Here is a 23,118-nt window from a genome sequence, read left to right as displayed (position 1 = left end):
GCTGAGCTGGAATATGAGAAGTGAGCAAATGAACCATGCTCAGGAAGGATGATGCAGATTGATTTCGAAATTCAGAAAAACGGTATATGTTTTTCTAGTCGTCGTGCTTATGCTGCCGATGCTATCCAGCGGCGGCGGAACGGCCTGGGCGGCAACCGATTGGGAGCAGGCAGACGGAGGCGGAACGAACGGGTTGAACGCGAATCCGTTACAAAACGCATATTCCCCCAGTCTGGCTGTATTCAACAATGAATTATATGCGGCGTGGTATGAATTGAACGGAAACGCTCAGCAGATTCGTGTTAAGAAGTATAACGGCAGTACGAGTTGGACGATCGCTGACAACGGCAGCGGTTTGAACATGAGTTCAACCCAAATTGCATCCAACCCTAAATTGGCTGTATCAGGCAACGTTTTGTATGCGGCGTGGACCGAGTATAACGGAACCGCCAGTCAGCTTCGCGTTAAGAAGTATAACGGTGGCACGGGTTGGACGAGCGTTGACGGAGACGGTACAGCGGGCTTGAACGTGAATGGGACTAGAAATGCCTACAGCATCAGTCTGGCTGCATTCGACGGCGCATTATACGTGGCATGGTATGAGCATAACGGAACCGCCAATCAACTTCACGTCAAGAGGTATACCGGCGGCTCGAGTTGGACGAGCGTTGACAGCGACGGGACGACCGGCTTGAATGTGAATCCGACGCGGGACGCAAGCAGTCCGACGTTGGCTGCGACGAAGGATGCCTTATACGCGGCATGGATTGAATTTAACGGAACCGCTAGTCAACTTCGTGTCAAGAAATATAACGGTTCGAGTTGGACGAGCGCTGATGGCGGTACGGTTGGCTTGAACGTGAATCCATCACAGAGTGCAAACAGTGCAGCATTGGCAGTCGTTAACGATGTCTTGTATGCGGCATGGACCGAACATAATGGCACCTCTTATCAACTTCGCGTCAAGAAGTATAACGGCGGTACGAATTGGACGAGCGTTGACGGCGACGGCACGAACGGATTGAATGTGGATATTTCACAAACGGCAGAGCGCCCTGTTCTGGCTGTATCTAACAATGACTTATATGTAGCATGGAATGAATATAAAAGAGTCACGGATCAATGGGGGATGCCTAGTTCCACACCTTATCAACTTCGCGTCAAGAAGTATAACGGCGGTACGAATTGGACGAGTGCAGATGGCGGCGGTACGACTGGATTGAACCTGAATGCCGCTAAAGGTGCAGCTTCTCCAAGTCTGCCTGCATTCGGCAGCAGTTTATATGCGGCGTGGCAGGAAACGAACGGAACCGCTAATCAAGTCCGCGTGGCGAAATATAAGACCGCCGCACCTCCGACATTGGATGGAGTAGGCACGATCGAAGAACCTTGGGAAATTAAGAGCGAGGGCGATTTGGCTTTAATCGGAACGGATGCGTATCCATTAACCGGCAACTATAAGTTGATGAACCCTATCGAGCTCGAAAACGAATGGATTCCGATCGGTTTTGGGGCCAACGCCGGCTTCAGCGGAACGTTCAACGGCAACGGTCATAAGATCAGCGGTTTGCATATCAACAAGCCTGAGGAGGACAATATCGGCTTGTTCTCCAAAATAACCAACGGGCATGTATTCAATTTAACGGTTGAAACGGATTCGGAAATCGGGGTTATCGGCAAGGAAAATGTCGGTATCCTTGCGGGAACGGCCGAACAAACAAACACCGACCGACAAACCTGGATTTCTCTCGTTACGGTTAACGGGAATGTAACTGGAGAACTCAATGTTGGCGGTTTGGCAGGATTTGCAAAAGGGAAAAATATAATATTTGCTTACGATCATATGGCTACGGGTACTGTAAAAGGAATGATCTACGTTGGGGGATTGTTCGGAGGCTTGAGTCAGGGAATGATTTACAATTCGCATTCCGAAGCGTCAATCGAAGCCGGAGAGGGAATGGGTGGGCTGCTCGGGTTTGCCAAAAACTCGAGGATAGCCAGAAGCTATTCGACGGGGGCGGTGAAGGCGACAACGCCTCGCCGAGACATGATTGGCGGCCTCATAGGCAGTTCAGTTGAAAATGAAATCCAAACTTCGTATGCCGTCGGTGATGTGGCGGGCTCCAATTATGTCGGCGGGTTGATTGGATACTCCTCCAAGGACATGATTAAACACAGCTATGCCGCAGGCCATGTTGACGCAACGGGCGCTTCCCATGGCGGCTTAATCGGCTATAATAATGGTTCGAACTCAAATGTTACCGCGTCTTATTGGGATATGACAGTATCCGGCGAGGCGGACGGGGATGAATCCGATGCCCCTCTGTACGGCATAGGGCGAAGTTCGTATGAAATGCAGGATGTCTCTACATTCACATCGACATCAGAAATTGACAAAAAATGGGATTTTTGGCATGTGTGGTACATAAAAGCCGACAGTTATCCGCAGTTATACGGCGGCATGGACATCAGCTTCAAAATAAGTCCACAATACGTGTCTGATCGGCAATCGCATGTACATGATATTACGATCAATACGGGTTCCAATTATGCAGCTCCGGGCCAGATGATCAGTGTCTATCATGTAACGGATGACGGCGACGAATTGGTCGGTACTTTTACCTCCGGCAAGCGAGCATCCCTGCCGTTCACGCTGGATACGACCGGGTTGAACGATGGATCGTTGAAATTGGATGGCTATTACTTGGTAGATCAAACCGGCAACAAAACGAGCGTCTTTTATCCCAGCATTGGAGTAGACAGCACGTCGCCTACTTGGGGAGACGGCGCTGCCATAACCGAGAATGAGACCGGCGGCAACGTCGTTTTGTCCTGGAATGACGCCATAGACACGGGCAGCGGTGTTGCTTACTATAATCTGTATGTCAACGGAGTAACTAACCAAGTTTACGGTACGTCTTATACTGTAACCGCCCCTTCTACACCCGCCATTTATGAAGTCGAGGCAGTAGACTGGGCGGGGAATAAGAGCACCAAGCTTTCCATCGGCAGAACGGCTTCGACAACGACGATCTCAGGTTTAGCTAACGTTACGATCGGTCAATCGCCTTACCCAAATTATACCGTCGCGGTCACGGGCGCTCCCTCCCACATGCAAGGTATGGGTTATGTGTATGGCGGAACAATAGCCATTTACGTGGACGGGGTTTTACAGCAGGATGGCGTGCCGATATCTGCGCCATTAACCGGAGTGTCTCCATTCTACTCGTTCTCCTATACGAATTTGATCGAAGGCGTTCATACGATCAAAGCCGTTTATTCCGGGTACACGGGTGATTTCCACGGGACGAATTATGCCGTACAATCGAGCGAGGCATCCTTCCAGGTAACGGTTTCAAGCGCGCCCGCCGGAGGAGTACCGGGTGCGCCAACCGGCTTGGTCGCTACGCCGGGAGATCAAGAAATCGACTTAAGCTGGAATCCTATTGCGGAAGCGATGGGCTACTATGTTTACATGGGGACAGCGCCGGGTGTCAACTCGGCCAATGCCGAAAGACAGGTGACGGTTACCGGTGCTACCTACGGGATGACCGGATTAACGAACGGCACGACTTATTATTATATCGTTACCGCTTATAATGGTGCGGGAGAAAGTGCCGCCTCCGCCGAACAGAGCGCTACTCCGCAGTCAGCGGGCGCGCAAGCTTCCGCTACGGCGTTGACCGCCGATCATACGACAATAAAGGTCGGCGAGCGTATCACGTTCTCGGCAACAATAACGGGCGCGCCGGAAGCCGAAATCCTGTCCGAAAAATATTATGCGGGCAATGTAACGTTCAAAGTCGACGGTACAGCCGCGCAGACAACCCAATTGGGTTCCAGTCCTGTTGCCGTGTATTCCACGAGCGGTTTGACGCTAGGTACTCATACGATCGAGGCTGTCTATAGTGGATTCGACGGAGAATTTCACGAGGAAGATTATAACGTTGCGGGAAGCAGCGCCTCCATTGTCGTGACGGTCAAGGAGGCGCAATCCAATAACGGAGGCGGTGGCGGTGGCGGAGACACTTACCAACCGACGACTCCGACCCCCGAAACGACGGACAACGGCGTAGACATCCTGGTTAACGGAAAGGCGCAAAATGCCGGAACGGCAACGAAGAGTATGCATAACGGCCAAAACGTGACCACGATCGCGATCGATCCGAAGAAGCTGGCGGACAAGCTGAAGGCCGAAGGCAACGGGTCGGTCATTACGATTCCGGTGGCTGCCGGTCCTGACGTCGTAATCGGCGAACTTAACGGACGAATGATCAAGGATATGGAAGCCAAGCAAGCGGTGCTGGAAATCAGGACGGACCGCGGGACGTATACACTGCCGTCTCCGCTGATCAACATCGACGCGATTTCCGGACAGGCGGGCAAAACGGTTGCGCTGGAAGACATCAAGGTGCAAGTCGAAATCGCTGCATCGACGGCGGATAAGGTTAAAATGGTGGAGAATGCGGCTGCGAAAGGCACATTCACGCTTGTCGTGCCGCCGGTTGACTTTACGGTTCGCGGAATTTATGGCGATAAAACGATTGAAATCGACCGATTTAACGCCTATGTAGAAAGAACCATCGCGATTCCGGATGGCATCGACCCGAGCAAGATTACGACGGGAGTGATCGTCGACCCGGACGGAACATCACGCCATGTTCCGACAAAAATCGCCGTTATCGACGGCAAATATTATGCCAAGATCAACAGCCTGACAAACAGCATATATACGGTCGTCTGGCATCCGCTCGAATTCGCCGATATGGCCAAGCATTGGGCGAAGGATGCGGTTAACGACATGGGATCTCGGATGGTTATTGAGGGGACTGGCAACGGCCTGTTCAGTCCCGACCGCACGATCTCGCGAGCCGAGTTTGCTGCGATTGTCGTTCGCGGTCTCGGGCTGAAGCTGGAAAAAGGGGCAACGACGTTCTCTGACGTGAAGGCATCGGATTGGTACAGCAGCGCGGTCAACACGGCTTATGTGTATCAACTGATTGGCGGTTTTGAAGACGGCACTTTCCGTCCGATGGATAAGATCACGAGGGAACAGGCGATGGCGATTCTCTCCAAAGCGATGAAGATTACAGGACTGAAAGCCAAGTTGTCTGTTCAGCAGGCAGATGCAACTCTTCGTATGTTTGGAGATGCGTCGGGGGTATCCGCATGGGCGCAAAACAGCGTTGCGGACATTATACAGGTTGGCATTGTATCCGGACGAAGCGCTGTTAGTCTTGCACCGAAGGATTACATGACCAGGGCCGAGGTTGCAACCATTATTCAAAGACTCTTGCAAAAATCTGATCTGATTTAGGTACAGAGGGGGCGTAGTTCGCCCCCTCTGTTTACTTTAACAGTAAGTAGATCGGCTGAAAAGGGTATTCCCGAACCGGAAGGATATGGCAAAACCCAAAAGACCTTACCGTTCTCAAATAAAGCCATTTCTTTTCAGCCCGATCGCTTCCTCCCACTCTAGCAAAACCACTAATCTTCTATAGTCCCTCTCCCCTTTCCCTTCTTCGAGTGGGGAATTTAATGGATATTTTAAAGCCGGGAATATATACTGAGGATGCGGGTATTAGTGACTAATCGTCTGAAATGATGAATGGATGTTTTATCTTTGAAAGAGTTCAAACAGTTGGTTTGTGAAGGAGAACGGCGCTTGAAATGATCGATAATCTGCTCTGTATTTCTATGTCTACACTTGAGATCGTATCTATATTTGCTTTTATGCTTTCTTTGTTTCGTTTCAAGCTTCTCCCTAATCTATTGCCGCTTCTTTATATAGCGATTCCGATGAGCATCGTTTCTTTATATATTCGACTTACACCTCCGCTGGAGTCCTTCAAACCCATGCTTATGTACTTATTGTTTTTCTTATCCGTAAAATTTTTATTTGGCCTTCGTATCTTGCCAACATTGCTCGTAACAATAGTAGGATATGTTGGATATGGATTTTTGCAAATCGCTCTCGTAAACCTTTTTGTTGCTGTAGAGATAATACCAATAGAAGATGTTACTAGAATTGGGTTTTCCAGTTTATTAGTACAATTTATCTCTATTGTCATTACTGCAGCAATTGTTATGAAAATTTCGCGGGAGAGATGGGGCTTTACATTTGTTGGTCAGCAGAAAATCGTTTTTAAAGATACGGTGCTGTATCGCATGATCATCATCAGTTTGCTTCTTTCAGCCACCCTTTTTTCTACAATGCTAAAAATAAATAATCTAATAATCGCGATGTTGGCACTTGCCGCTGATTTCTACTTCTTGCTTCTTTTTTTAATGAAGAAGGAGATTGAGGATTGATTTAGGAAAAGAAAACGATATTGAAGTGAGCAGGAAGCTTGATATAATAAAAATGCCTAATATGCCGGGAGGATCAAGTATAAGAAATGCTGCGGGAAGTAATGGGTTAAAATAAATATGTCGTAGTACAAAGGAGGCGATATTGCGTGCATTATGCATCATTAAATGAATATTTGCCGGAAATTGCCGACAAAGAAACCAGGTCGATTTGGCTAGATGCAGGCTCCACAAATAATGTTCCATCAGGACACTACGGGTTGGTGGAATATTATTGCAAGGATCCGAAATGTGATTGCAGAAGAGTGATGCTCCATGTCCTATCAGCGGAGAACAGAAGCTTAGTTGCAATCATTAATTTTGGATGTTGTTCGTAATGATGTTTTGAGAGACCATAACTATGTGAACAGACTCAAAAGACATTATAAGCTGTTTAAACGCCAGACCAAGATTCAAGATAATAACTCCGACAGTGTGAATGAAGTAAAGGCTTCAGTGAAGATCGGTCGCAATGACCCTTGTACTTGCGGAAGCGGTCAGAAATATAAGAAATGCTGCGGAAGGTAAAGTGAATCTGAATTAAGCCGAATATTAATCTCTACCTCCCCCATCACGCGGCGGAGTTTTTTTATGTATGTGAATACGCGTTTACAGAATTTTTTATTATAGCGTATAAATGTGGGTTATTTGGGAGTTAAGGCTATTTAGGCCAATGATCTAATGAGTTTGTTCTATAATGTGAGTTTTATCATACACGAAGCAGCTCATTAGCGACATCCGTAACGCGTTTCCAACGGTGAATTCCCCTTCTCATCTGGGGAAATTGCCCATTCTCCATGTATTCGACAAACACCAAGTTCATGGCTTCGTGATTTCAATGGAATGTTTGCACATTTCGCAAAATTTTTATGTGAAATTTGTCACAATCCCTTTGGAACAGTCATTTAAATCGAAATATGTAGACAACGCAAAGTCATAAGAACTAGTTCGAAGGACACTTCCACTTTTATCCATTTTATTTTATAATTTACAATAAGACGACTTGTACAGAGGCGGACACCTTACTGGAAAGGTGGAGGCTATGAGCATGGATATATTTCAATCTCTTTCAATCATGTTTGCATTTGGGTTGTTTATACTCACATTGCTAAGCTACATTGACAAGAGGAAATGATCTGAATTGGCAGGAAGTTTTGGTTTGAAACCATACTAATTAAATCCGCCAATTACAAGCCGCCGTACAGGTCAGGTCATCTTCTGTGATCTGACTCTTTTTTGTTTTGTAAACGACAACGGAAATTTGATTATAACTAATTTTTTCCTGTCATCTTGTCTTAAATTGGAGTAATCTTTAAATGGTGGCTACACGATTTTGGGGCTTAATTGAATGTTTCAGGGAGTGATGAGTTTGAATGTATCATTCGATATAGATAATCCTATGGCTCCTCCATGGCTAATGTATCCTTACATAGGAAGATACAGTATAGGCTGGAGAATGGGATATGGAGAGCATTATATTATGCAATTTGGAAAATGGTTTTCTACACTTAATATTGAGGAAAAGAATAAGTTTCGTCACATGTTTCCTCCTCCAAAAGGTTGGCTTGGTTGGTATGAAGAAGAATTTCTTGATGAAGACATTTACGATGATGACGGGAATTTGCTTTGGAATATAGATGGAAAACCAGCTTATTCCCTTGATTGGATAAACGAGAATTTACGGAAAGGTGAAAAATTTGAGTATTTGTTTTTCTGGGGGCACCAACCGAGTAGAGACGGTGCTATTACAAAAGCTTGTTTGAGCCAATGGTGGAAAGCGGAATTTGCTATTGACATAAATAGTTATTGCTGTATGGAGCAATATATGATGGCTGAGAAAGCAAGGCTTTTTGATGATGAAGAGATAGAAGCAAAAATTTTGAAGAACGAGAATCCGAAAGATATAAAGGAACTGGGAAGGAAAGTAAGAAACTTTAATGAAGCCATATGGTCAAGTAAACGATACAACATTGTTTTAAACGGTAATTTTGCCAAGTTCCTTCAAAACGAAAAGCTTATGCAATTTCTACTGGAAACAGAAAACAAAATATTAGTGGAAGCCAGCCCATATGATAGAATTTGGGGAATTGGCATGTCAGCCGAGGATAAGGGAGTTAACAATCCTTTTGAATGGAAGGGTCAGAACTTGTTGGGATTCGCTTTGATGGAAGTGCGGGATGAACTCAGGCGCATATGTCAAAATTATAACAAGGTAAAATGGCAAGAAATGCACCGGGAATTTGGCTAATATTGTGTGGCGGAGGAAAACATGCTGGGGAGCGGCCTTGAATCTCGGTGAAGAAGGACGGGAAAAGATTAAGGGAAACGATTTGAATTATTATGTAGATAAATTGAATAAAGTCAGAAATCGAACATTTGAATTATTCAAAAGCGTTGATGATGACTGGTTATATAAAGAAGAAAAGTTCTGGTATGAAAAACAAGCTAATCATTATTTTATGTGGTTTCACGTTTTTGAAGATGAAATCAATCACAGAGGTCAAATCAGAATGATAAAGAAGAGACTGAAGACATAACAAACTTCACGTGACGATCTGCGGCTGATAATTATATGGGACATGTGAATAGAGATTTAATGCAATAATACCATTTCATGCCACCACGCTTTTCTTGATCACCCATGCCTTCCTTCCACCTCTCAAATAAAGCCACTCTTTCTTTTTTAGCTGATTACTGATAATGATCTGCCTCTCACTCCAGCAATATTCCAAACAGATTCATCCGCTTGTTTTTGAACCTCTAACAAACCCTTCACAATCCATTCATGCCCATCTTCCATAGTGTCTCTCCCCTTCCCTTCTTCAAGTGTGTGTATGCTAATTTTGTTAGGAGGGGCTGGAAAGTTATTTCGTGAACTGTAGCTTTGGCAGGAGTTTAATGGATAATTTGATGTCGTGAATATATACTGAGGATGAGGGCATTAGCGATTATTAATCTGAACGAATGATTGTATCAATTCTTGTAATGGAAATGAGGGAACTACATGTCGACTTTATCTAAAGCAATTATTATTGCTACTCAGGCTCATGAAGGCCAAGTGGACAAGGGTGGAAATTCATACATACTGCACCCATTGCGTTTGATGCTGCTAGCCCCGGACAATGACTCCAAAATAGTATCCGTTTTGCATGATGCAATCGAAGATTCGGATGTAACGTTGGAACAACTTAAAGAAGAAGGATTTTCTAATGTTATTTTAGAAGCGCTTGATTGTCTGACCCGCAGAAGTAATGAGACTTATGAAGAATTCCTTCAACGAATAAAACCAAATCCTTTGGCGCGGTATGTGAAACTTTTAGATTTAGAAGATAACAGAGACGTTAGGAGAATTAAAAACCTTTCGGAAAAAGATTTTGAGCGATTAAAAAGATACAGTAATGCAGTAGATTATCTACTTTCTGCAACATAATCGATAATGAGGGGAATTGAATCTCATGCATTTTGGCAGATTAGAAGGCCTACGGATTAGTCTTATTCCTATGGAGTTAGCACATATTCAAAAATTGTACGAGTGCGCGTGTCATCCGGAAATATGGGCTCATTATCCCGCTGAAATAAAAACAATAGATGAGATGGAATCTTTTGTTACAAAAGCAATTAAGGGACGAGACAAAAAAGATCAATATCCGTTCGTCGTTTATGATAAAGAATTGAAAGAAGTCATCGGCTCTACGCGTTATCTGCGAATTTCGGATGAGAATAATAACTTGAGCATTGGATTCACTTGGTATACCCCCAAAGTATGGAAGACAAGGGTCAACACAGAGACCAAATATCTGCTATTAAACTATGCATTTGAATGCTTAAAAGTAGTGCGGGTAGAAATCATAACAACACCTGATAATATCAGGTCACAACGTGCAATTGAACGTATTGGGGCAATAAAAGAAGGACTATTCAGAAAAAAATATAACAATACCGACTACATCATTTATAGCATTATCGACTCGGAATGGCCTGACGTAAAGAAGCGGCTTGAAGGGTATCTCGATGATCATGAGGTGATTTTTTATGAAGGTGTACATTAGAAAAAGTTTTGATAACGAGATTGCAAGTCATAATTTTTATGCAGCTTTTGATGGATTTAAACAGATGGGATTTGAAATTCAATATTTTAAAAATATACATGAGCTATCTGATGATAAAAAAGAAGATATCATAGTCAGCTATGTTGATGATGTTCGAACAGCACTTTTTAAACATGGTATAGTCTCTCCTGAAATTGATTATCCGGAGGAATTAAACAACTACTTGGGCAGAAAGGTTTGGAAGTCCAAATTAAGTGTAATCGCAAATAACCCTGAGAACTGGAATGTATTTATTAAGCCTGTCGAGGATAAAAAGTTTACTGGCGTTGTAGTCAGAAGTACTAAGGATTTAATCGGATGCGGTACGTATGGCGAAGACCCGGAGATTTTATGTTCGGAGGTTGTAAATTTTGTAGCGGAATGGAGATGTTTTATCAGATACGGAAAAATATTGGACATTCGAAGGTACAGAGGAGATTGGAGAGCACACTTTGATTATAAAGTAGTTGAAAATGTGGTCTTGCAATTCAAATCTGCTCCCAAAGGGTATGCTATAGATTTTGGATTAACAGATAAAGGCGAAACATTATTAGTAGAAGTTAATGACGGGTACTCCTTAGGGCATTACGGATTATTTTCTTTGGATTATGCGAAGCTGTTATCGGCAAGATGGGCGGAGTTAACCAATACGACAGATGAGTGTAATTTTTAGCAAGAAAGGAGCAGTTAGATGAATCTTAATATGAAAGAAGCTATTGAGGTTCTGGAGCGAACGCCGCAAACGTTGGAGTATTTTTTATCGGGTTTGTCCGATGGATGGCTGCAATGCAATGAAGGCGAAGGAACCTGGAACGTCTCTGAAGTGATTGAGCACCTCATTGAGGGAGAGAAATTAAACTGGATACCAAGGCTGGAATTTATTTTGCAGGAAGGCGACAGCAAGCCCTTTCCCCCATTCGATCGTTATTCTCACTTAAATGAAAGCTCTGGAAGGTCGTTTGAACAAAAGCTGCTTGAATTCAAAACGATTAGAGCCTCGAACATAGCCAAGCTTAAGGATCTTATCGATCCTGAGCTGCATTTTGAATTGACGGGTTCCCACCCTGCGTTCGGTGTAGTGAAGTTAAGAGAGCTGCTCTCTACGTGGGTCGTTCATGATCTAACGCACATGGCTCAGATCGTACGGGTCATGGCTGAAAGGTACAGGACGGACGTTGGGCCTTGGATAGAATATTTAGGCATTTTGAAAAAGAAATGATGACATTCAGGAAAAAGATCAGATCCCGCATGCAGGCTTCACTGAAGCGGGGTTTGATCTTTTTTCATTGACGATCTCAGGGAATTTTCGACAAATTCCCCAACGTTTCTCTCGTTCCGATGCGAGATTTCATGATGTTGTGGTATAATTTTACTATTGTAACAATTGCAATGATCCCATAGGCCACAAGACCGACCAGCTATAGCCAGTACCCCAACCGATGGGGAACTATTTGGGAGATTGAATGGATGAACTTGCAAAAAGGACAAAAAGTCGATGTTACAAAACAATGGGGATTTAACGATATTTCTGTGCGGCTTAGTTGGAAATCAAGAAATCCGAACATGGAAGTCGATGCTTCCGCCTTCTTGCTGTCCGATTCCGGAAAGTGTGAGCGGGATGAAAATTTTATATTTTACGGAAACCCTTTAAGTGCGGACTCGGCGGTTTCTTATACCAAGCACGATCACGCAGAGCAAGGCAGTTTTAATATTAACTGGGCAATTCTAAAATCCCCCATCCATAGGATCGCTATCACCTTGACTATCCATGAAGGCGATCAATTAGGGTATTATTTTGATCAAATATCGCAAATCCGCTTGGAAATTAGGAATGCAGCAAATCCCCAGTCTCATTACACCTTTGAGTTTGGGTCCGAGCTGACTCGGGAAACTGCTGTAGTTGTCGGGGAATTTTACCTCCATAACGGAGAGTGGAAATTCAACGCGATTGGCAGCGGCTTTTTTGGCGGGTTAGCCGATCTTTGTACAAATTACGGATTAGAGGTCGAGTCTTCTGCTCCGCCGGCCCCTCCTGCCCCGCCGCCCCCTGCCGCTCCGCCTAAACCGGAACCCACAATAAATTTAAGTAAAATCGATCTGCTTAAAGAAAAGGTTAACGTATCTCTGGGCAAAAAAAATATTGCCGGGCAGAAAGCCCGCGTCGCGGTCGTGTTTGACGATTCCGGTTCCATGTATGATTTGTATGAGAGCGGGGTTGTCCAACGGGCATTTGAAAAAATATTAGCCATTGCTGCGAGTATGGATGATGACGGACAGCTGGATGTTTGGTTTTTTGCCGATGAATGCAAGCGGGCAGGTAGCGTAAGGGCAGCCGATTATAAAAATTACATTACCCGCACCCACAGAACGGGCAGTCTCGGAAATGGAAATGACGAGTCTGTTGTTATGAAAGATGTCATAAAAAAATATACTGTAGAATCACGCAACAAAAAGCTGCCCGCATATATTATTTTTTTCAGCGACGGAGGCATATATGATACAAGAAGAATATCCAGCTTATTAATTGAAAGCTCGAAGTTCAACATATTCTGGCAATTCGTCGGTTTAGGATTTGGAGGTTATGGAGTCTTGGAAGAGCTGGACAACTTGCCTGGAAGAGTGGTTGATAACGCCAGTTTTTTTGCTCTGGATGACTTCGATTCCGTTAGCGATGACGAATTATATGACAGGTTGTTCCAGGAATTCCCAAGTTGGCTTGAGGCGGCTCGGAAAAAGCGAATTTTAAAGAAATAGTACCCTAAGGAGGAACTATCCATGAAAGAAAATGATGGTTGCCCTAGATGCGGGGGGAAGTCCGTCGGTTTGGGCGAGCTAAAAGGAGATGCGAGGCTTTATCCCGTAAATAAGTTTTTCACTACCGGATCCAGGTTAATCGCAACGGTTTGCTTGGCATGCGGCGAAGTTATTTCTTGGAAAGTCGAAGAGCCTGAGAAATTTGGAGGTTGACAGCATTCCCGTAGAAGGGGAGCAAAATCAAGGCTCCTCCAGACAGCGGATCAGCGCCGTCCAGTCCAATTCGCCGTAGCCGCGGGCTATGCCTTCGCCAAAATGCGCCTGCAGCAGACGGCCCAAAGGCAGCGGAGCATCGACGGCAGCGGCGGCCTTGACGGCCAACTCGACGTCCTTCAAGCCCAGCTTCATCTTGAAGCCGGCTGGCTCGAAGCGGCGTTCCGTCATGATGGCGCCGTAATTTTGATACACCGGTGATTGGAAGAGCGCATTCACGACGTTCATAAATGCGGCAGGCTCTACGCCGTGCTTTTGCACCATTACATGCGCTTCCGACAAAGCTTCCAGCATGGACGCGATAAGGAAGTTCACGCCGATTTTGACGGCGTTCCCGCTTTCGCTTTGATCGCCGATCACGAATATGTCCTGCCCCAACGTTTCCAATATCGGAATCGCACGCTGCCGCGCTTCTTCAGGGCCGGCCACAATGATCCGCAGTTTGGCCGCCTTGGCCGCATCCGGGCGTCCGAGCACTGTCGCGGATACAAAATATTGCGACCTCTCTTCATGCGCCGCCGTCAACTTCCGCGCCATATCCACGCTGATCGTGCTTGCGGACAGATGAACGCCTTTTTCCGGCAGTCCGTGCATAATTCCGTCCGGCCCCATCACGACCTGCTCCAAAGCGGCATCGTCGGCAAGCATCGTGATGACTATATCGCTCTCTTTTGCCGCTTCCCGCGGTGTTTCGGCATACTGTGCCCCCTGCGCAATGAAGGGCTCCACTTTGGCATAAGTACGATTGTATACGATTAATTCGTGGCCTGCGTTCAGCAAGTTTTGTGCCATGGGAAAGCCCATATTGCCAAATCCGATACATGCTATTTTCATGTTTGCATCATCTCCATTCTTTTTGTACGCCCAATAACGGAACGATCATTCCTGAATAACCAAAAAAAATTATAGCTTACTGATAACCATATCGATCATTTGTTTAATGGCTTGCTCATCGGCATCCACCCTGGCCATCACATTAATGCTGTGATTGAGATGAAGCAGTAAGCACGCTAGCGCCCGAGTGTCGGTGTCTTCGCCGACTTCCCCGGATTGCTGTCCCCTTTGCAGAAGCTCGTAAAAAGATTGCTCCAAATTTACAAAGCTTTCTTTGACCAGCTTGTTTATCCGTTCATCCGGCGAGTCCATCGTTATGGCCGTATTCGTGACGAAGCATCCGCCCGGACGGCCCGGATCGAATGCCATTGCGATGTGCCGCGCAAAAAATTGCCTGATCCCCTCCTTCACGCCGGATGCGCGCTCAAGAATTTCCCGCTTGTCGAAGCTGATTTTTTTGTAATGTTCGAGCGCGGCAATGTACAGAGCGTGTTTGTCGGAAAAAGTGTCGTAAAGACTGGAACGGCTCAGCCCCATAGCTTGCAGCAGGTCGGGGATGCTTGCCGCCTCGTATCCTTTCTTCCAAAACAGCAGCATGGCTTGGTGAAGCGCTTGGTCTTTGTCAAATTCTTTTGTCCTGGCGATGGATTTCACCTCCTCTGCCATTAAGCTTACCATATACGGAACGATCAGTCCAGATATGCGAAAGGAAGCCTCCGTTTCTTGTATCCGGTCAGGCCTCCGCCTGTTTGAGGTCTTTCAAATGTTGTATAATATAGAAGATTGAAAACGCCTCTTAAAGGAGAAACGACATGTCCGCTGAAAAAGGAACGAAAGAAAATCCGTGGAAGCTGCAAACTCCACCCCAAACATCCGAATATGAAATGTACAAAGCCGAAAAGGACGGCAGCGAAATTTTAGTTTGCACAGTCGGCAAAACAGTGCTGCACTATGACTACCGCTGCATTGCCGATCTGCACGCGATGCTTAAAAACCACGGTGACTGGATGGAACTTGGCAGCGCGGACGAGCAAAAGCCCGCCAAAGAAGGCACCGTCGAAGCATGGGGCCGTTCGGCCGATAATCCGATCGGCGGCTGGTACGGCTTGAAAAAAGGGTTTCGCGGCCGCTTTGGCATGTATGTGCCTCCTTTGCTCGAAGAGCTGGGACTGGCTGAGGTCGAGCACAACCCGAGGAACAATCGCATGCGGGCTCTATGATTTGGGCCTGAACATGCAGTAAACGGTAATGTCTCCGAGCTTTTTGCTGTCGACCTCCCGGTATCCGAAGCGTTCGTACAGCTTGACGTTTTCCGGATTTTCCGTATCAAGGCCGTTACCTGTGGAAGACGGGTCGTTGTCTGCGAGCTCGTGGATGTGATTTAAAAGCATTTTGCCGATCCCTTTGCCCTGATACCAGGGGTCGACTCCAATGCATACCAGGTAATGATGAGGCTCCTTCGGCCGGACGGATTCGGTGAACTGCATGTAGGATTGGATGAAAGCGAACGATCGCTTCGGAATTTGATAAGAAAGTTGTATGGACCGCCACATGAACGACGGCTTCAGCAGAAATCCCGCACCCTTTGTCCGGTTCGGCTGTTCGACGCTGGCCGCGCCAATCGGCACGCCTTCTTCCGCAATGCCGAGAAGCGTTTCTTTCAATAAAAAACTTTTATCAAATATATAGTCAAAAAAGTGCCGCATATACATGGCATGCTGTTCGCCCGGAAACAGGTATTGGAACATGGGATCATGGCTAAAAGCTTGCGACCATATGTCCAATGCCTGGGGCTTATGCTTTTTTTCCAAACGCATGACTTCTCGGGTGACGGATCGGTTCCGAATGTCCATCGTCTATACTTCCCTCCCGGCATAATGATCGACTGCAAAGCTGTAAATGACCTTGAACATAAACAAAAGCAATATGACGAGCACGAATTTCGGAACGGATGCAAAAAACAACAGCAGTCCGCAGAACCCGGAGGCCGCAAAAACGGAAGCGATCGTTCGCTGGGCCGGATGCTTGATGAGCGCATTTACTATAAAAGATGAGGCAATCGTGTATCCCCAAGCAATCAGGCAGACGGCAAAATGATTCCACAACACGCAAGCCAAAATAATCGGCTGCACGTGAATCAGAATAAATACGATCCGCGCTCGCGGGCTGGCTTTGTAATGATTATTCGTAGAGAGTGTAAAATTGGCAATGACTCCGCCGGTAATATCGAGCGCCAGAAGTACGATGACGATCATTTTCCAAGCTTCGAGCCCCTCCCACTCCGCATGTGTGAATACAAGCAGCAGTGCGCTCATGCCCACCCCAAAAAATAGAGTTAAAACAAGCTCCAATACTGTGGACCTTTTCCCGAATACTTCATGAAAAAATTTTGGAATTTCAACGTTTTTCATTTTGATTGCCTCCGATTTTTTAATTTATAAAACTAACCGTACATGCGGTCAGTTTTATATCCATAGATACCCATCCTGGATGGGTATTTTACCACATAAGAATGGCTCACGGCTCTGATAAAAACTTTCCGATCAACTGTACCTGAATCCGCCATGCCTCTTCATACCGGGCGTCGTTTCCGTTCAGCAAGCAGTGCAAGCCCATGCCGTCCGTCAGCGTTAATAGCAGCGTCGCCACCGGCTTGAGCGCTTCTTCCGTAAAGGGCTTGGGGGACAAACGGACAAGCTGTTTGCAAATGAGGTCCGTAATTTGGTCCGTGCATGAAGCCAGCGCTTTTTGATATTCGGGATGAAACATCCCCTCGTGGTAAAACGAGAAAAAAGCTTTGAAAATGTTGCGATACTGCTCCGGCACATGGGCGGCGGATTGCCCCAACGTATCCAAAAATCTGTCCAAGTCCAGGTATTCCGCAGACATCGGTGCAAGGAGATCGTCGAAGATAATATGCAGCACGCTCATTAGTATTTCATCTATAGACTTGAAATGGTGGAAAATGTTGCTTTTGCTCACACCTGTGGCGGTTGCCAGCTTGGCGGCGGATACTTCTTTAATGCCGCTCTCGGCAATGATGGTTATGGCCGCGTGCAAAATGCGCGTTCGCGTCTGCTCGCCTTTTTCCATGCGCTTATCGACTGTTTTTGCTGTCATTTGTATCCTCCTTTCACCGCCATTATATAACTGACCGCACGGACAGTCAATAATTTTTTAGTGAACAAACGCTTCTGACAACAAAAAGTGGGGCCGTCTTTCAGCATCATACCTGCCTTCAGACGGCCCCGCTTAACGCTATCTGTCTGTTATTTGGAATTTCTGTTGTCGATCAGCTTGGCCTTCATCAGCATCCGCTGCACGATCGATAGGATTCTACGTTTTCTGCCTATCCTGTATAAGCGCCTTAAAAACGCCCAGAAGGACACAAACAAACAAAATGATGCCCACGATGATCCACCAAGGATTTAGACTATTGATCACCAAAAATCCCCCTTAGCTATTTCAACATAGTCCCTATATGATGAATTAGGTCAGAAGTTCCATAATAAGAACAAAATGGGCCGAGAATATAATCCTCAACCCATTTTGCCGGCAGTCTCTAAACATTTCCGAGCAGCCTTGTTTTACTTGTTCGGAGTGGATAAATGCTCTTCGTTGCCACCCAGAATATAGTCGTGATCCCGGGAAGCTTCCTCGACATGTCCAAACGCCCAGTGATTTTGAGGAACGTCAGACCAAGTCGGATTCGTAACCCCTACTAATGGACCACGGCCTGTCAATCGATTCATTATGGTGACGACTTCGGCACGTGTCGTTTTTGCTTTTGATCGGAATCCGCCATCCTCGTAGCCTTTCATAATGCCCGCTTGTGCTGCAGCATTAATGGCTTGACGAGCCCAGCTATCCGCCGTATCCGGGAATGCATTCGCTTCGCTTCCCTTCAAATGCTTCAGACGCGCTGCAACACTCGCCATTTCTTCTCTTGTAATTTGGTTTTTAGGCAAAAATGAGCCATCGGGATAGCCATCCATGAAGCCTGCTTTCGTCACCGCTGCGATGGCTTGAGCACTCCAATCCGCAGCTGTTACGTCCGAGTAATGAATGTCGTTTAATGCTGCCGTACCCGCCAAATGATAGAGGCGATATAGAATCATCGTAAGTTCTTCACGGCTCACATTGCGCTCCGGACCAAATGTTCCATCCGGGTATCCTTCGATATACTTCTCATGATGACCGGATTCTTTTGCTGTAGTCATCTCAAGGGCTTTGGATGGTTGCGATTCGGAACCATTGACCACGGAAGTGACTGTAAACTTATGATTCGATCCGGCAAGCAGCCCGGTCAGTTCATATGTTGTACCTTTGACGCCGGAAGCAATCAACTTCCCATTGTCATAGATGTTATATGAAGTTGCACCGGTTACTGCGTTCCAACTCAATGTTGCGCCGGTGGAAGTGGCACCGCCGGCCGCTAATCCGCCAGGCACGTTACTTGCAGTTCCATCTCCGCCGCCACTTTGCGCGCTGCTTGACGTACCGCCGCTTGATCCTCCGCCGGAAGTCGATGTTTGACTCATCGTGAAGTTTAATTTGACGATGTCTTTTCCGACGTGAATGATGCCGTCCTTAATATAGCTGTCGGACCCGGCATCCGCCGGTTGATTCACCTTGGCTGATACCGTGCTGTAATCGTCGAACCCTGGTTTTTTCGCTACAATGTAATAATCTCCTTCCGGGAATACCATCCATGCATATTCACCGGCTGCATTCGTTACTTGCGGGTTTTTGTTTTGATTCGGTTCAAAGTTCGGCAGCGTCGGAAGGTCTACCCATGTATGAGGGGTACGACCTTTATCTTTGTTGAGCTGCGTATCCGCCCAATACAGGTTCATGCTGACACCGCTCACCGGCTTACCGGCCGCATCCGTTACAACGCCATAGGGGTCGATCAAAGAGTATACGACTCCCGTCTGCCCGGCATTGTCTGTCAACGTAACCGATACCGAAGGACCGACTAACGTTTTGTCCCCAGCCTCAATCAGAAACGTAACTTTATACTGGCCTTGCGGAACATTAGTTACGGAGAAATTTCCGCTGTTATCCAGCGTGACCGTTGCAATGTCTGTTTTATCATCCCCGGCTGGTCGTACCACCGCACTTACTTTCCCTGCGCCAAACATCTTTTCTAACGTTTGGTCTTGCGGATCGGTACCGTTCGAATTCCCATGGTTGACTCCTAGCTGTCCGCTAATGCGATTTTCGGGTTTGAACGTTTGACCCGTCCCATTCAATTCGCCGACTTTAGCGTTTTGCGTAGTCGTTACGGCTACCGTTTTGTCTTTCACCTTGAGTGAGGTCTGAATCGTCACCTTGTACTCTACGTTTCCATCAGTAACCGGGATACGATATTTACCGTCCGGTCCCGTTTTCACCGTAACGACAAATCCGTTTATGCCCTCGACGGTAACTGTTGCGTCTGTGACCGGTTTGCCTTCGTGATCCGTTACCACCCCTGCAATTTCTGCCGGTGTGTAACTCAGATCTATCTTTTCAGACTGCGTAATGTTGGACACAGGGTCTTTAGCCGTTGCCGCGATCGTTTCAGTCATTGGCTTGGTGCTATGCGACGCCGGTGCGGTAAAGGTGAGAATGGCTACACCTTGTTCATCTGTGGCAGCCGTTTGATCGGCCAATGTCCCGTTACCAAAATGGAAGACGACAGGAACGCCCTTCACAGCCTCTCCCGTAATGGCTGACTTCACGGTTGCGCGCAAGGTTACTTGCGATTTGCCATCCGCGACTACAGAGCTAGGCGTCGCTGCAAGAGTCATATCATATGGCGCATCAACGACTGTAATCGTTTTGGAAACGGTCTTCCCGCCATACTTCACAGTGATCGTTGCGGTGCCTTTGCCTTTGATCTGAATGCGTCCGGTTTGATCTACAGTAACCACCGACGGATCGGAGGACTCGTAGGTTGCTTTGCCGGTAACATCCTCAGGCTTCGCCGGCGGAACATATACCGCAGTTACGATGCAATCGTACGTTTTACCTTTGATAGGATAGTCCGGGATGTCCAGTACCAAGTGGTCCAAATCGCCCGCAACGGTTACATGAGCCTGGAGCGTCGTCTTGTTTCCGGACGCATCCGTATATACCGCTTGAATGACCGTCGTTTGTCCGCCGCCTACGGCTGTGACAAGCCCAGTAGTGCTGTCTACTGTTGCTGCTGTCGAGTTACTCGATGTAAATGTGAACATGGAGGTAACATCGTGTACCGTGCTGTCCGAGTCAACAACGCTCACGACGGTTTGATGCTTCTCGCCGACGTTAAGCTGGTATTCGGTTGAATCCAGGTAAGGCACGCCTAACGAGAGCAGTGTTGCAGACACTTCACCGGAACGCTCCGATTGAACATTATCTTCAGACACCGCTGCGACGCTGAATTTGTGTTCCGATCCTGGCGGCGTGAGACCTGTAAGTACCGCATTAGGCGTTGTTGTAACTGGGGACGTTGGTTTGCCATCCACATACACGATGTACTTCGCCGCACCTTTTACCGGACTCCAACTGATCGTCACGCTATTTGTTGTTACGTTGCTCGTTTTTACATCCGTTGGTGTATCAAGAAGGACTGCGGCTCCCGTTGTAAAGCTCCACACGGTTTTATCGTTTATGCCTGCGTAGGGTTTTCCCGCTGCTGCATCCGTAAACGCGCCCTCATCAATCTGCACGTAATACTGTGTGTTGTATGCCAAATATCCTGCGCTGTCAGGCACCATCATGTTCGGATTGATCGTTACTTTCTTTCCGGACACATTGACTTTTGTAATATCATTCGCAGTAAGTGTATAAGCAACACTATCATCGCTTGATTTATGGATATAAATCTTTTTGCCGACTGCCGCTTTCACATCTCTGCTAAAAGTAATCGTCAAATCGCTGTCGATCAGCACATTCGCCGCATGGTTGACTGGCGAATACGCTGTTACTGCGGGCGAAGTTGCTGCCGTCACCGTTCCGCCGGCACTATTGGAATTCTCGCTGCTGCCTTCTGCATTGACCGCTTTCACCACGAAGTAGTAGGTGTTTCCATTGGTCAAATCTTTCACATCAAAGCTCAATTCTGGCGTTGACGCTATTTTCACATATCCCCCTGGTTCTTGTTGATAAATCTCGTAGGAGGTTGCGCCTGCTACCCTATTCCACTCCAGACTGATTTGTCCGTACTCCGGAACCGGAGTTGCTACTAGCTCTGGCGGAAGAAGGAATATTGCGCTCGCTTCATTGGAATTCTCGCTGCTTCCGTCTTCATTGACCGCCTTCACCACGAAATAATATTTCGTCCCGTTGTCCAAGCCGGTTACTTCCACGCTCGTCGTCGTTCCATCTGGCGTTGTCGCTACTGCCTCATTGCCATATTTCCCTGGTTCTGTCCCTTGATAAATCTTATAGGAAGTCGCGCCTACTACCCCTTTCCAGTACAGCGTCGCTTTCTTGTCTCCCGCCGTTGCCGTAAGCTCCGTCGGAGCGCTTGCTCCCTCTTGCGGCGTTGCCGCTGCAACTTTTGAAACCCCTGGATCTACACCATTACTAATAGCCATCGCCATATAATGATACGTCTTGCCATTAATCAAACCCGTATCCGTAACAGCTGTCAATGTAGTATTTGACACCACTACTCCCTGTGCCGATTGACTTGGATCCAGCTCGTTTCCTTGCTTGTCTACAGATTTCTGTCCTGTCTCATTAACCCGATAAACCCAATATGACGTTGCACCGTCTACAGCATTCCAGCTTAGCTGCACCTGCTTGTCGCCTGCCGCTGCAGAAAGTACAGGCGCTTGAAGCGGAGCGCCTACCACTCGAACAGTAACCAATGTCGACTTATAATAAGTGGCCGGATAGCTAACCAATACAGTAGCATTCCCAGGTTTCACGCCTGTGATCAACCCGTTTTGATCGACCTTAATGATGCTGTCGTCAAACGTATCGCCATCCGCTGAAGGAGTGTATGTCGGCTTTTTATTGCCTAAGTTGCCAAGGATCGGGTCATCCGCTTGTACATACGAATTCTCAGATAACTGCAGCCCTTTCCAATTGATTTGCGCCGTTTCCCCAACAGATATCTGGTAAAAAGTTTTATCGACTGCAGCATTTACCGGGATCGGCAATTTCAACGTATTCGTTGCAGCCGACTCAATATCACTATTCGACATCCGCACCTCATAGGCCGTGACATAGACATCTTGCGTGGGATTCTTTGTCGCCGGATTTAAGGTATAGTATATCGTGCATTTAAAGTCGTTCGGGCAGTTAGATTGGGATAAAGCACCCTTATAAACTTGTACTCCATTGACATATATCTTATAGCCGCGACTTGACCCTGTAGCACTTACTATGTCATCGAATTGAATCCCCGTTTCTCCTATACCAACGGTTGCAAATCGCAGGTTTTTCGGCGGAACTAATGTTGTACTTACTATCACATCCGCTTTAGCCGTGAAACCGTTGTAAGTCGCAGTAAGCTTCGTCGTGCCTGGCCATATTCCTTTCACGCTGGTACCAACTATCTCAGTATATATGCCCGTACTCCTATCGTCTGACAAAGTACTGGAAGCCGTTACATCGTCACCCGTTGAACCGTCCGAAAGTACGGTCATAACCTGAAGCGGCTTGTATTCCCCCAAGTCCACCGAATAGCTTGACTGGGTAAACTTGATTCCCGTTACAGCAGGGGCTGCTTTCACAATCATTTCCTGGTTCAAGTTGAGCAAAGAAAATAGCAGCATCAATGACACGATCACTCGAATGGTCGCAATACACTTTTTCATCAAATTTCCTTTCTCCTCCTTCT

At 46.7% G+C, this 23,118-nt stretch carries 18 protein-coding genes and 1 pseudogene; 13 read left to right on the top strand and 6 right to left on the bottom strand.

Annotated features, from left to right (window positions below):
• The first annotated feature begins 58 nt into the window (after positions 1 to 58).
• The 12 genes from AC3G2T_RS02585 (at position 59) to AC3G2T_RS02530 (ending at position 13,403) form a co-directional block, all read left to right on the top strand.
• A complete protein-coding gene (locus tag AC3G2T_RS02585) occupies positions 59 to 5,317 on the top strand; it encodes an S-layer homology domain-containing protein (protein ID WP_488434406.1) in 5,259 nt (1,752 codons plus the stop codon).
• Positions 5,318 to 5,670: 353 nt separating this feature from the next.
• Positions 5,671 to 6,312 carry a hypothetical protein gene (locus AC3G2T_RS02580; RefSeq protein WP_488434405.1) on the top strand — a complete coding sequence of 214 codons (642 nt, stop codon included), beginning with the start codon at positions 5,671 to 5,673 and terminating at the stop codon, positions 6,310 to 6,312.
• Between the two features lie 399 nt (positions 6,313 to 6,711).
• Positions 6,712 to 6,876, top strand: a complete 165-nt coding sequence (locus tag AC3G2T_RS02575; RefSeq protein ID WP_488434425.1) for an SEC-C metal-binding domain-containing protein — start codon at positions 6,712 to 6,714, stop codon at positions 6,874 to 6,876.
• A 514-nt stretch (positions 6,877 to 7,390) separates the two neighbouring features.
• A complete protein-coding gene (locus AC3G2T_RS02570; RefSeq protein ID WP_474684101.1) occupies positions 7,391 to 7,483 on the top strand; it encodes a putative holin-like toxin in 93 nt (30 codons plus the stop codon).
• 234 nt (positions 7,484 to 7,717) lie between these two features.
• The gene (ybiA, locus tag AC3G2T_RS02565; RefSeq protein WP_488434404.1) at positions 7,718 to 8,596 is read left to right on the top strand and encodes a riboflavin biosynthesis intermediates N-glycosidase; all 879 of its coding nucleotides are present in this window, start codon (positions 7,718 to 7,720) and stop codon (positions 8,594 to 8,596) included.
• Positions 8,589 to 8,885, top strand: coding sequence for a hypothetical protein (locus tag AC3G2T_RS02560; protein WP_488434403.1), 297 nt, complete (start codon positions 8,589 to 8,591; stop codon positions 8,883 to 8,885). Before ybiA ends, AC3G2T_RS02560 begins: the two co-directional genes overlap by 8 nt.
• 467 nt (positions 8,886 to 9,352) lie before the next feature.
• A complete protein-coding gene (locus AC3G2T_RS02555; RefSeq protein ID WP_474684099.1) occupies positions 9,353 to 9,778 on the top strand; it encodes a GTP pyrophosphokinase in 426 nt (141 codons plus the stop codon).
• Positions 9,779 to 9,803: 25 nt separating this feature from the next.
• The gene (locus tag AC3G2T_RS02550) at positions 9,804 to 10,397 is read left to right on the top strand and encodes a GNAT family N-acetyltransferase (RefSeq protein WP_474684098.1); all 594 of its coding nucleotides are present in this window, start codon (positions 9,804 to 9,806) and stop codon (positions 10,395 to 10,397) included.
• Positions 10,381 to 11,109: an ATP-grasp domain-containing protein gene (locus AC3G2T_RS02545; protein WP_474684097.1), complete on the top strand. Its 729-nt coding sequence runs from the start codon at positions 10,381 to 10,383 to the stop codon at positions 11,107 to 11,109. Before AC3G2T_RS02550 ends, AC3G2T_RS02545 begins: the two co-directional genes overlap by 17 nt.
• An 18-nt stretch (positions 11,110 to 11,127) precedes the next feature.
• Entirely contained in the window at positions 11,128 to 11,655 is a 528-nt protein-coding gene (locus AC3G2T_RS02540; protein ID WP_488434402.1) for a DinB family protein, read from the top strand.
• A 248-nt stretch (positions 11,656 to 11,903) separates the two neighbouring features.
• Entirely contained in the window at positions 11,904 to 13,190 is a 1,287-nt protein-coding gene (locus tag AC3G2T_RS02535; RefSeq protein ID WP_488434401.1) for a VWA domain-containing protein, read from the top strand.
• 21 nt (positions 13,191 to 13,211) lie between these two features.
• Positions 13,212 to 13,403, top strand: a complete 192-nt coding sequence (locus tag AC3G2T_RS02530; protein ID WP_488434400.1) for a hypothetical protein — start codon at positions 13,212 to 13,214, stop codon at positions 13,401 to 13,403.
• A 27-nt stretch (positions 13,404 to 13,430) separates the two neighbouring features.
• Here AC3G2T_RS02530 and AC3G2T_RS02525 read toward each other — a convergent pair.
• Positions 13,431 to 14,306 (bottom strand): annotated as a pseudogene (locus tag AC3G2T_RS02525) (NAD(P)-dependent oxidoreductase); the annotation flags it as partial.
• 60 nt (positions 14,307 to 14,366) lie between these two features.
• On the bottom strand, positions 14,367 to 14,963 hold the full coding sequence (locus tag AC3G2T_RS02520; protein ID WP_474684093.1) for a TetR/AcrR family transcriptional regulator: 597 nt from the start codon (positions 14,961 to 14,963) through the stop codon (positions 14,367 to 14,369).
• A gap of 146 nt (positions 14,964 to 15,109) precedes the next feature.
• Between AC3G2T_RS02520 and AC3G2T_RS02515 the strand changes: the two genes are divergently transcribed.
• Positions 15,110 to 15,517, top strand: coding sequence for a DUF6855 family protein (locus tag AC3G2T_RS02515; RefSeq protein WP_474684092.1), 408 nt, complete (start codon positions 15,110 to 15,112; stop codon positions 15,515 to 15,517).
• Here the strand turns inward: AC3G2T_RS02515 and AC3G2T_RS02510 are convergent.
• The 4 genes from AC3G2T_RS02510 to AC3G2T_RS02495 form a co-directional block, all read right to left on the bottom strand.
• Positions 15,512 to 16,150 (bottom strand): GNAT family N-acetyltransferase, encoded by a 639-nt coding sequence (locus AC3G2T_RS02510; protein WP_488434399.1) that lies wholly within the window; start codon positions 16,148 to 16,150, stop codon positions 15,512 to 15,514. The two genes, AC3G2T_RS02515 and AC3G2T_RS02510, sit on opposite strands and share 6 nt — an antisense overlap.
• A 3-nt stretch (positions 16,151 to 16,153) precedes the next feature.
• The gene (locus AC3G2T_RS02505) at positions 16,154 to 16,708 is read right to left on the bottom strand and encodes a hypothetical protein (protein ID WP_488434398.1); all 555 of its coding nucleotides are present in this window, start codon (positions 16,706 to 16,708) and stop codon (positions 16,154 to 16,156) included.
• A 106-nt stretch (positions 16,709 to 16,814) separates the two neighbouring features.
• The gene (locus AC3G2T_RS02500) at positions 16,815 to 17,417 is read right to left on the bottom strand and encodes a TetR/AcrR family transcriptional regulator (protein ID WP_474684089.1); all 603 of its coding nucleotides are present in this window, start codon (positions 17,415 to 17,417) and stop codon (positions 16,815 to 16,817) included.
• A gap of 467 nt (positions 17,418 to 17,884) precedes the next feature.
• A complete protein-coding gene (locus AC3G2T_RS02495) occupies positions 17,885 to 23,095 on the bottom strand; it encodes an S-layer homology domain-containing protein (protein ID WP_488434397.1) in 5,211 nt (1,736 codons plus the stop codon).
• Positions 23,096 to 23,118 lie beyond the last annotated feature (23 nt).

The sequence above is a fragment of the Paenibacillus sp. sgz302191 genome, from assembly GCF_057749925.1.
The sequence above is the reverse complement of the archived record's forward strand: the minus strand, read 5'-3'. Positions and strand labels throughout refer to the sequence as shown.

Coding starts and splice junctions, on each gene's coding strand:
- AC3G2T_RS02545 (WP_474684097.1), top strand. CDS start 10,381: ATGAAGGTGTACATTAGAAAAAGTTTTGATAACGAGATTGCAAGTCAT.
- AC3G2T_RS02550 (WP_474684098.1), top strand. CDS start 9,804: ATGCATTTTGGCAGATTAGAAGGCCTACGGATTAGTCTTATTCCTATG.
- AC3G2T_RS02555 (WP_474684099.1), top strand. CDS start 9,353: ATGTCGACTTTATCTAAAGCAATTATTATTGCTACTCAGGCTCATGAA.
- AC3G2T_RS02510 (WP_488434399.1), bottom strand. CDS start 16,150: ATGGACATTCGGAACCGATCCGTCACCCGAGAAGTCATGCGTTTGGAA.
- AC3G2T_RS02495 (WP_488434397.1), bottom strand. CDS start 23,095: ATGAAAAAGTGTATTGCGACCATTCGAGTGATCGTGTCATTGATGCTG.
- AC3G2T_RS02500 (WP_474684089.1), bottom strand. CDS start 17,417: ATGACAGCAAAAACAGTCGATAAGCGCATGGAAAAAGGCGAGCAGACG.
- AC3G2T_RS02535 (WP_488434401.1), top strand. CDS start 11,904: ATGAACTTGCAAAAAGGACAAAAAGTCGATGTTACAAAACAATGGGGA.
- AC3G2T_RS02520 (WP_474684093.1), bottom strand. CDS start 14,963: ATGGCAGAGGAGGTGAAATCCATCGCCAGGACAAAAGAATTTGACAAA.
- AC3G2T_RS02530 (WP_488434400.1), top strand. CDS start 13,212: ATGAAAGAAAATGATGGTTGCCCTAGATGCGGGGGGAAGTCCGTCGGT.
- AC3G2T_RS02540 (WP_488434402.1), top strand. CDS start 11,128: ATGAATCTTAATATGAAAGAAGCTATTGAGGTTCTGGAGCGAACGCCG.
- AC3G2T_RS02515 (WP_474684092.1), top strand. CDS start 15,110: ATGTCCGCTGAAAAAGGAACGAAAGAAAATCCGTGGAAGCTGCAAACT.
- AC3G2T_RS02570 (WP_474684101.1), top strand. CDS start 7,391: ATGAGCATGGATATATTTCAATCTCTTTCAATCATGTTTGCATTTGGG.
- AC3G2T_RS02580 (WP_488434405.1), top strand. CDS start 5,671: ATGATCGATAATCTGCTCTGTATTTCTATGTCTACACTTGAGATCGTA.
- AC3G2T_RS02505 (WP_488434398.1), bottom strand. CDS start 16,708: ATGAAAAACGTTGAAATTCCAAAATTTTTTCATGAAGTATTCGGGAAA.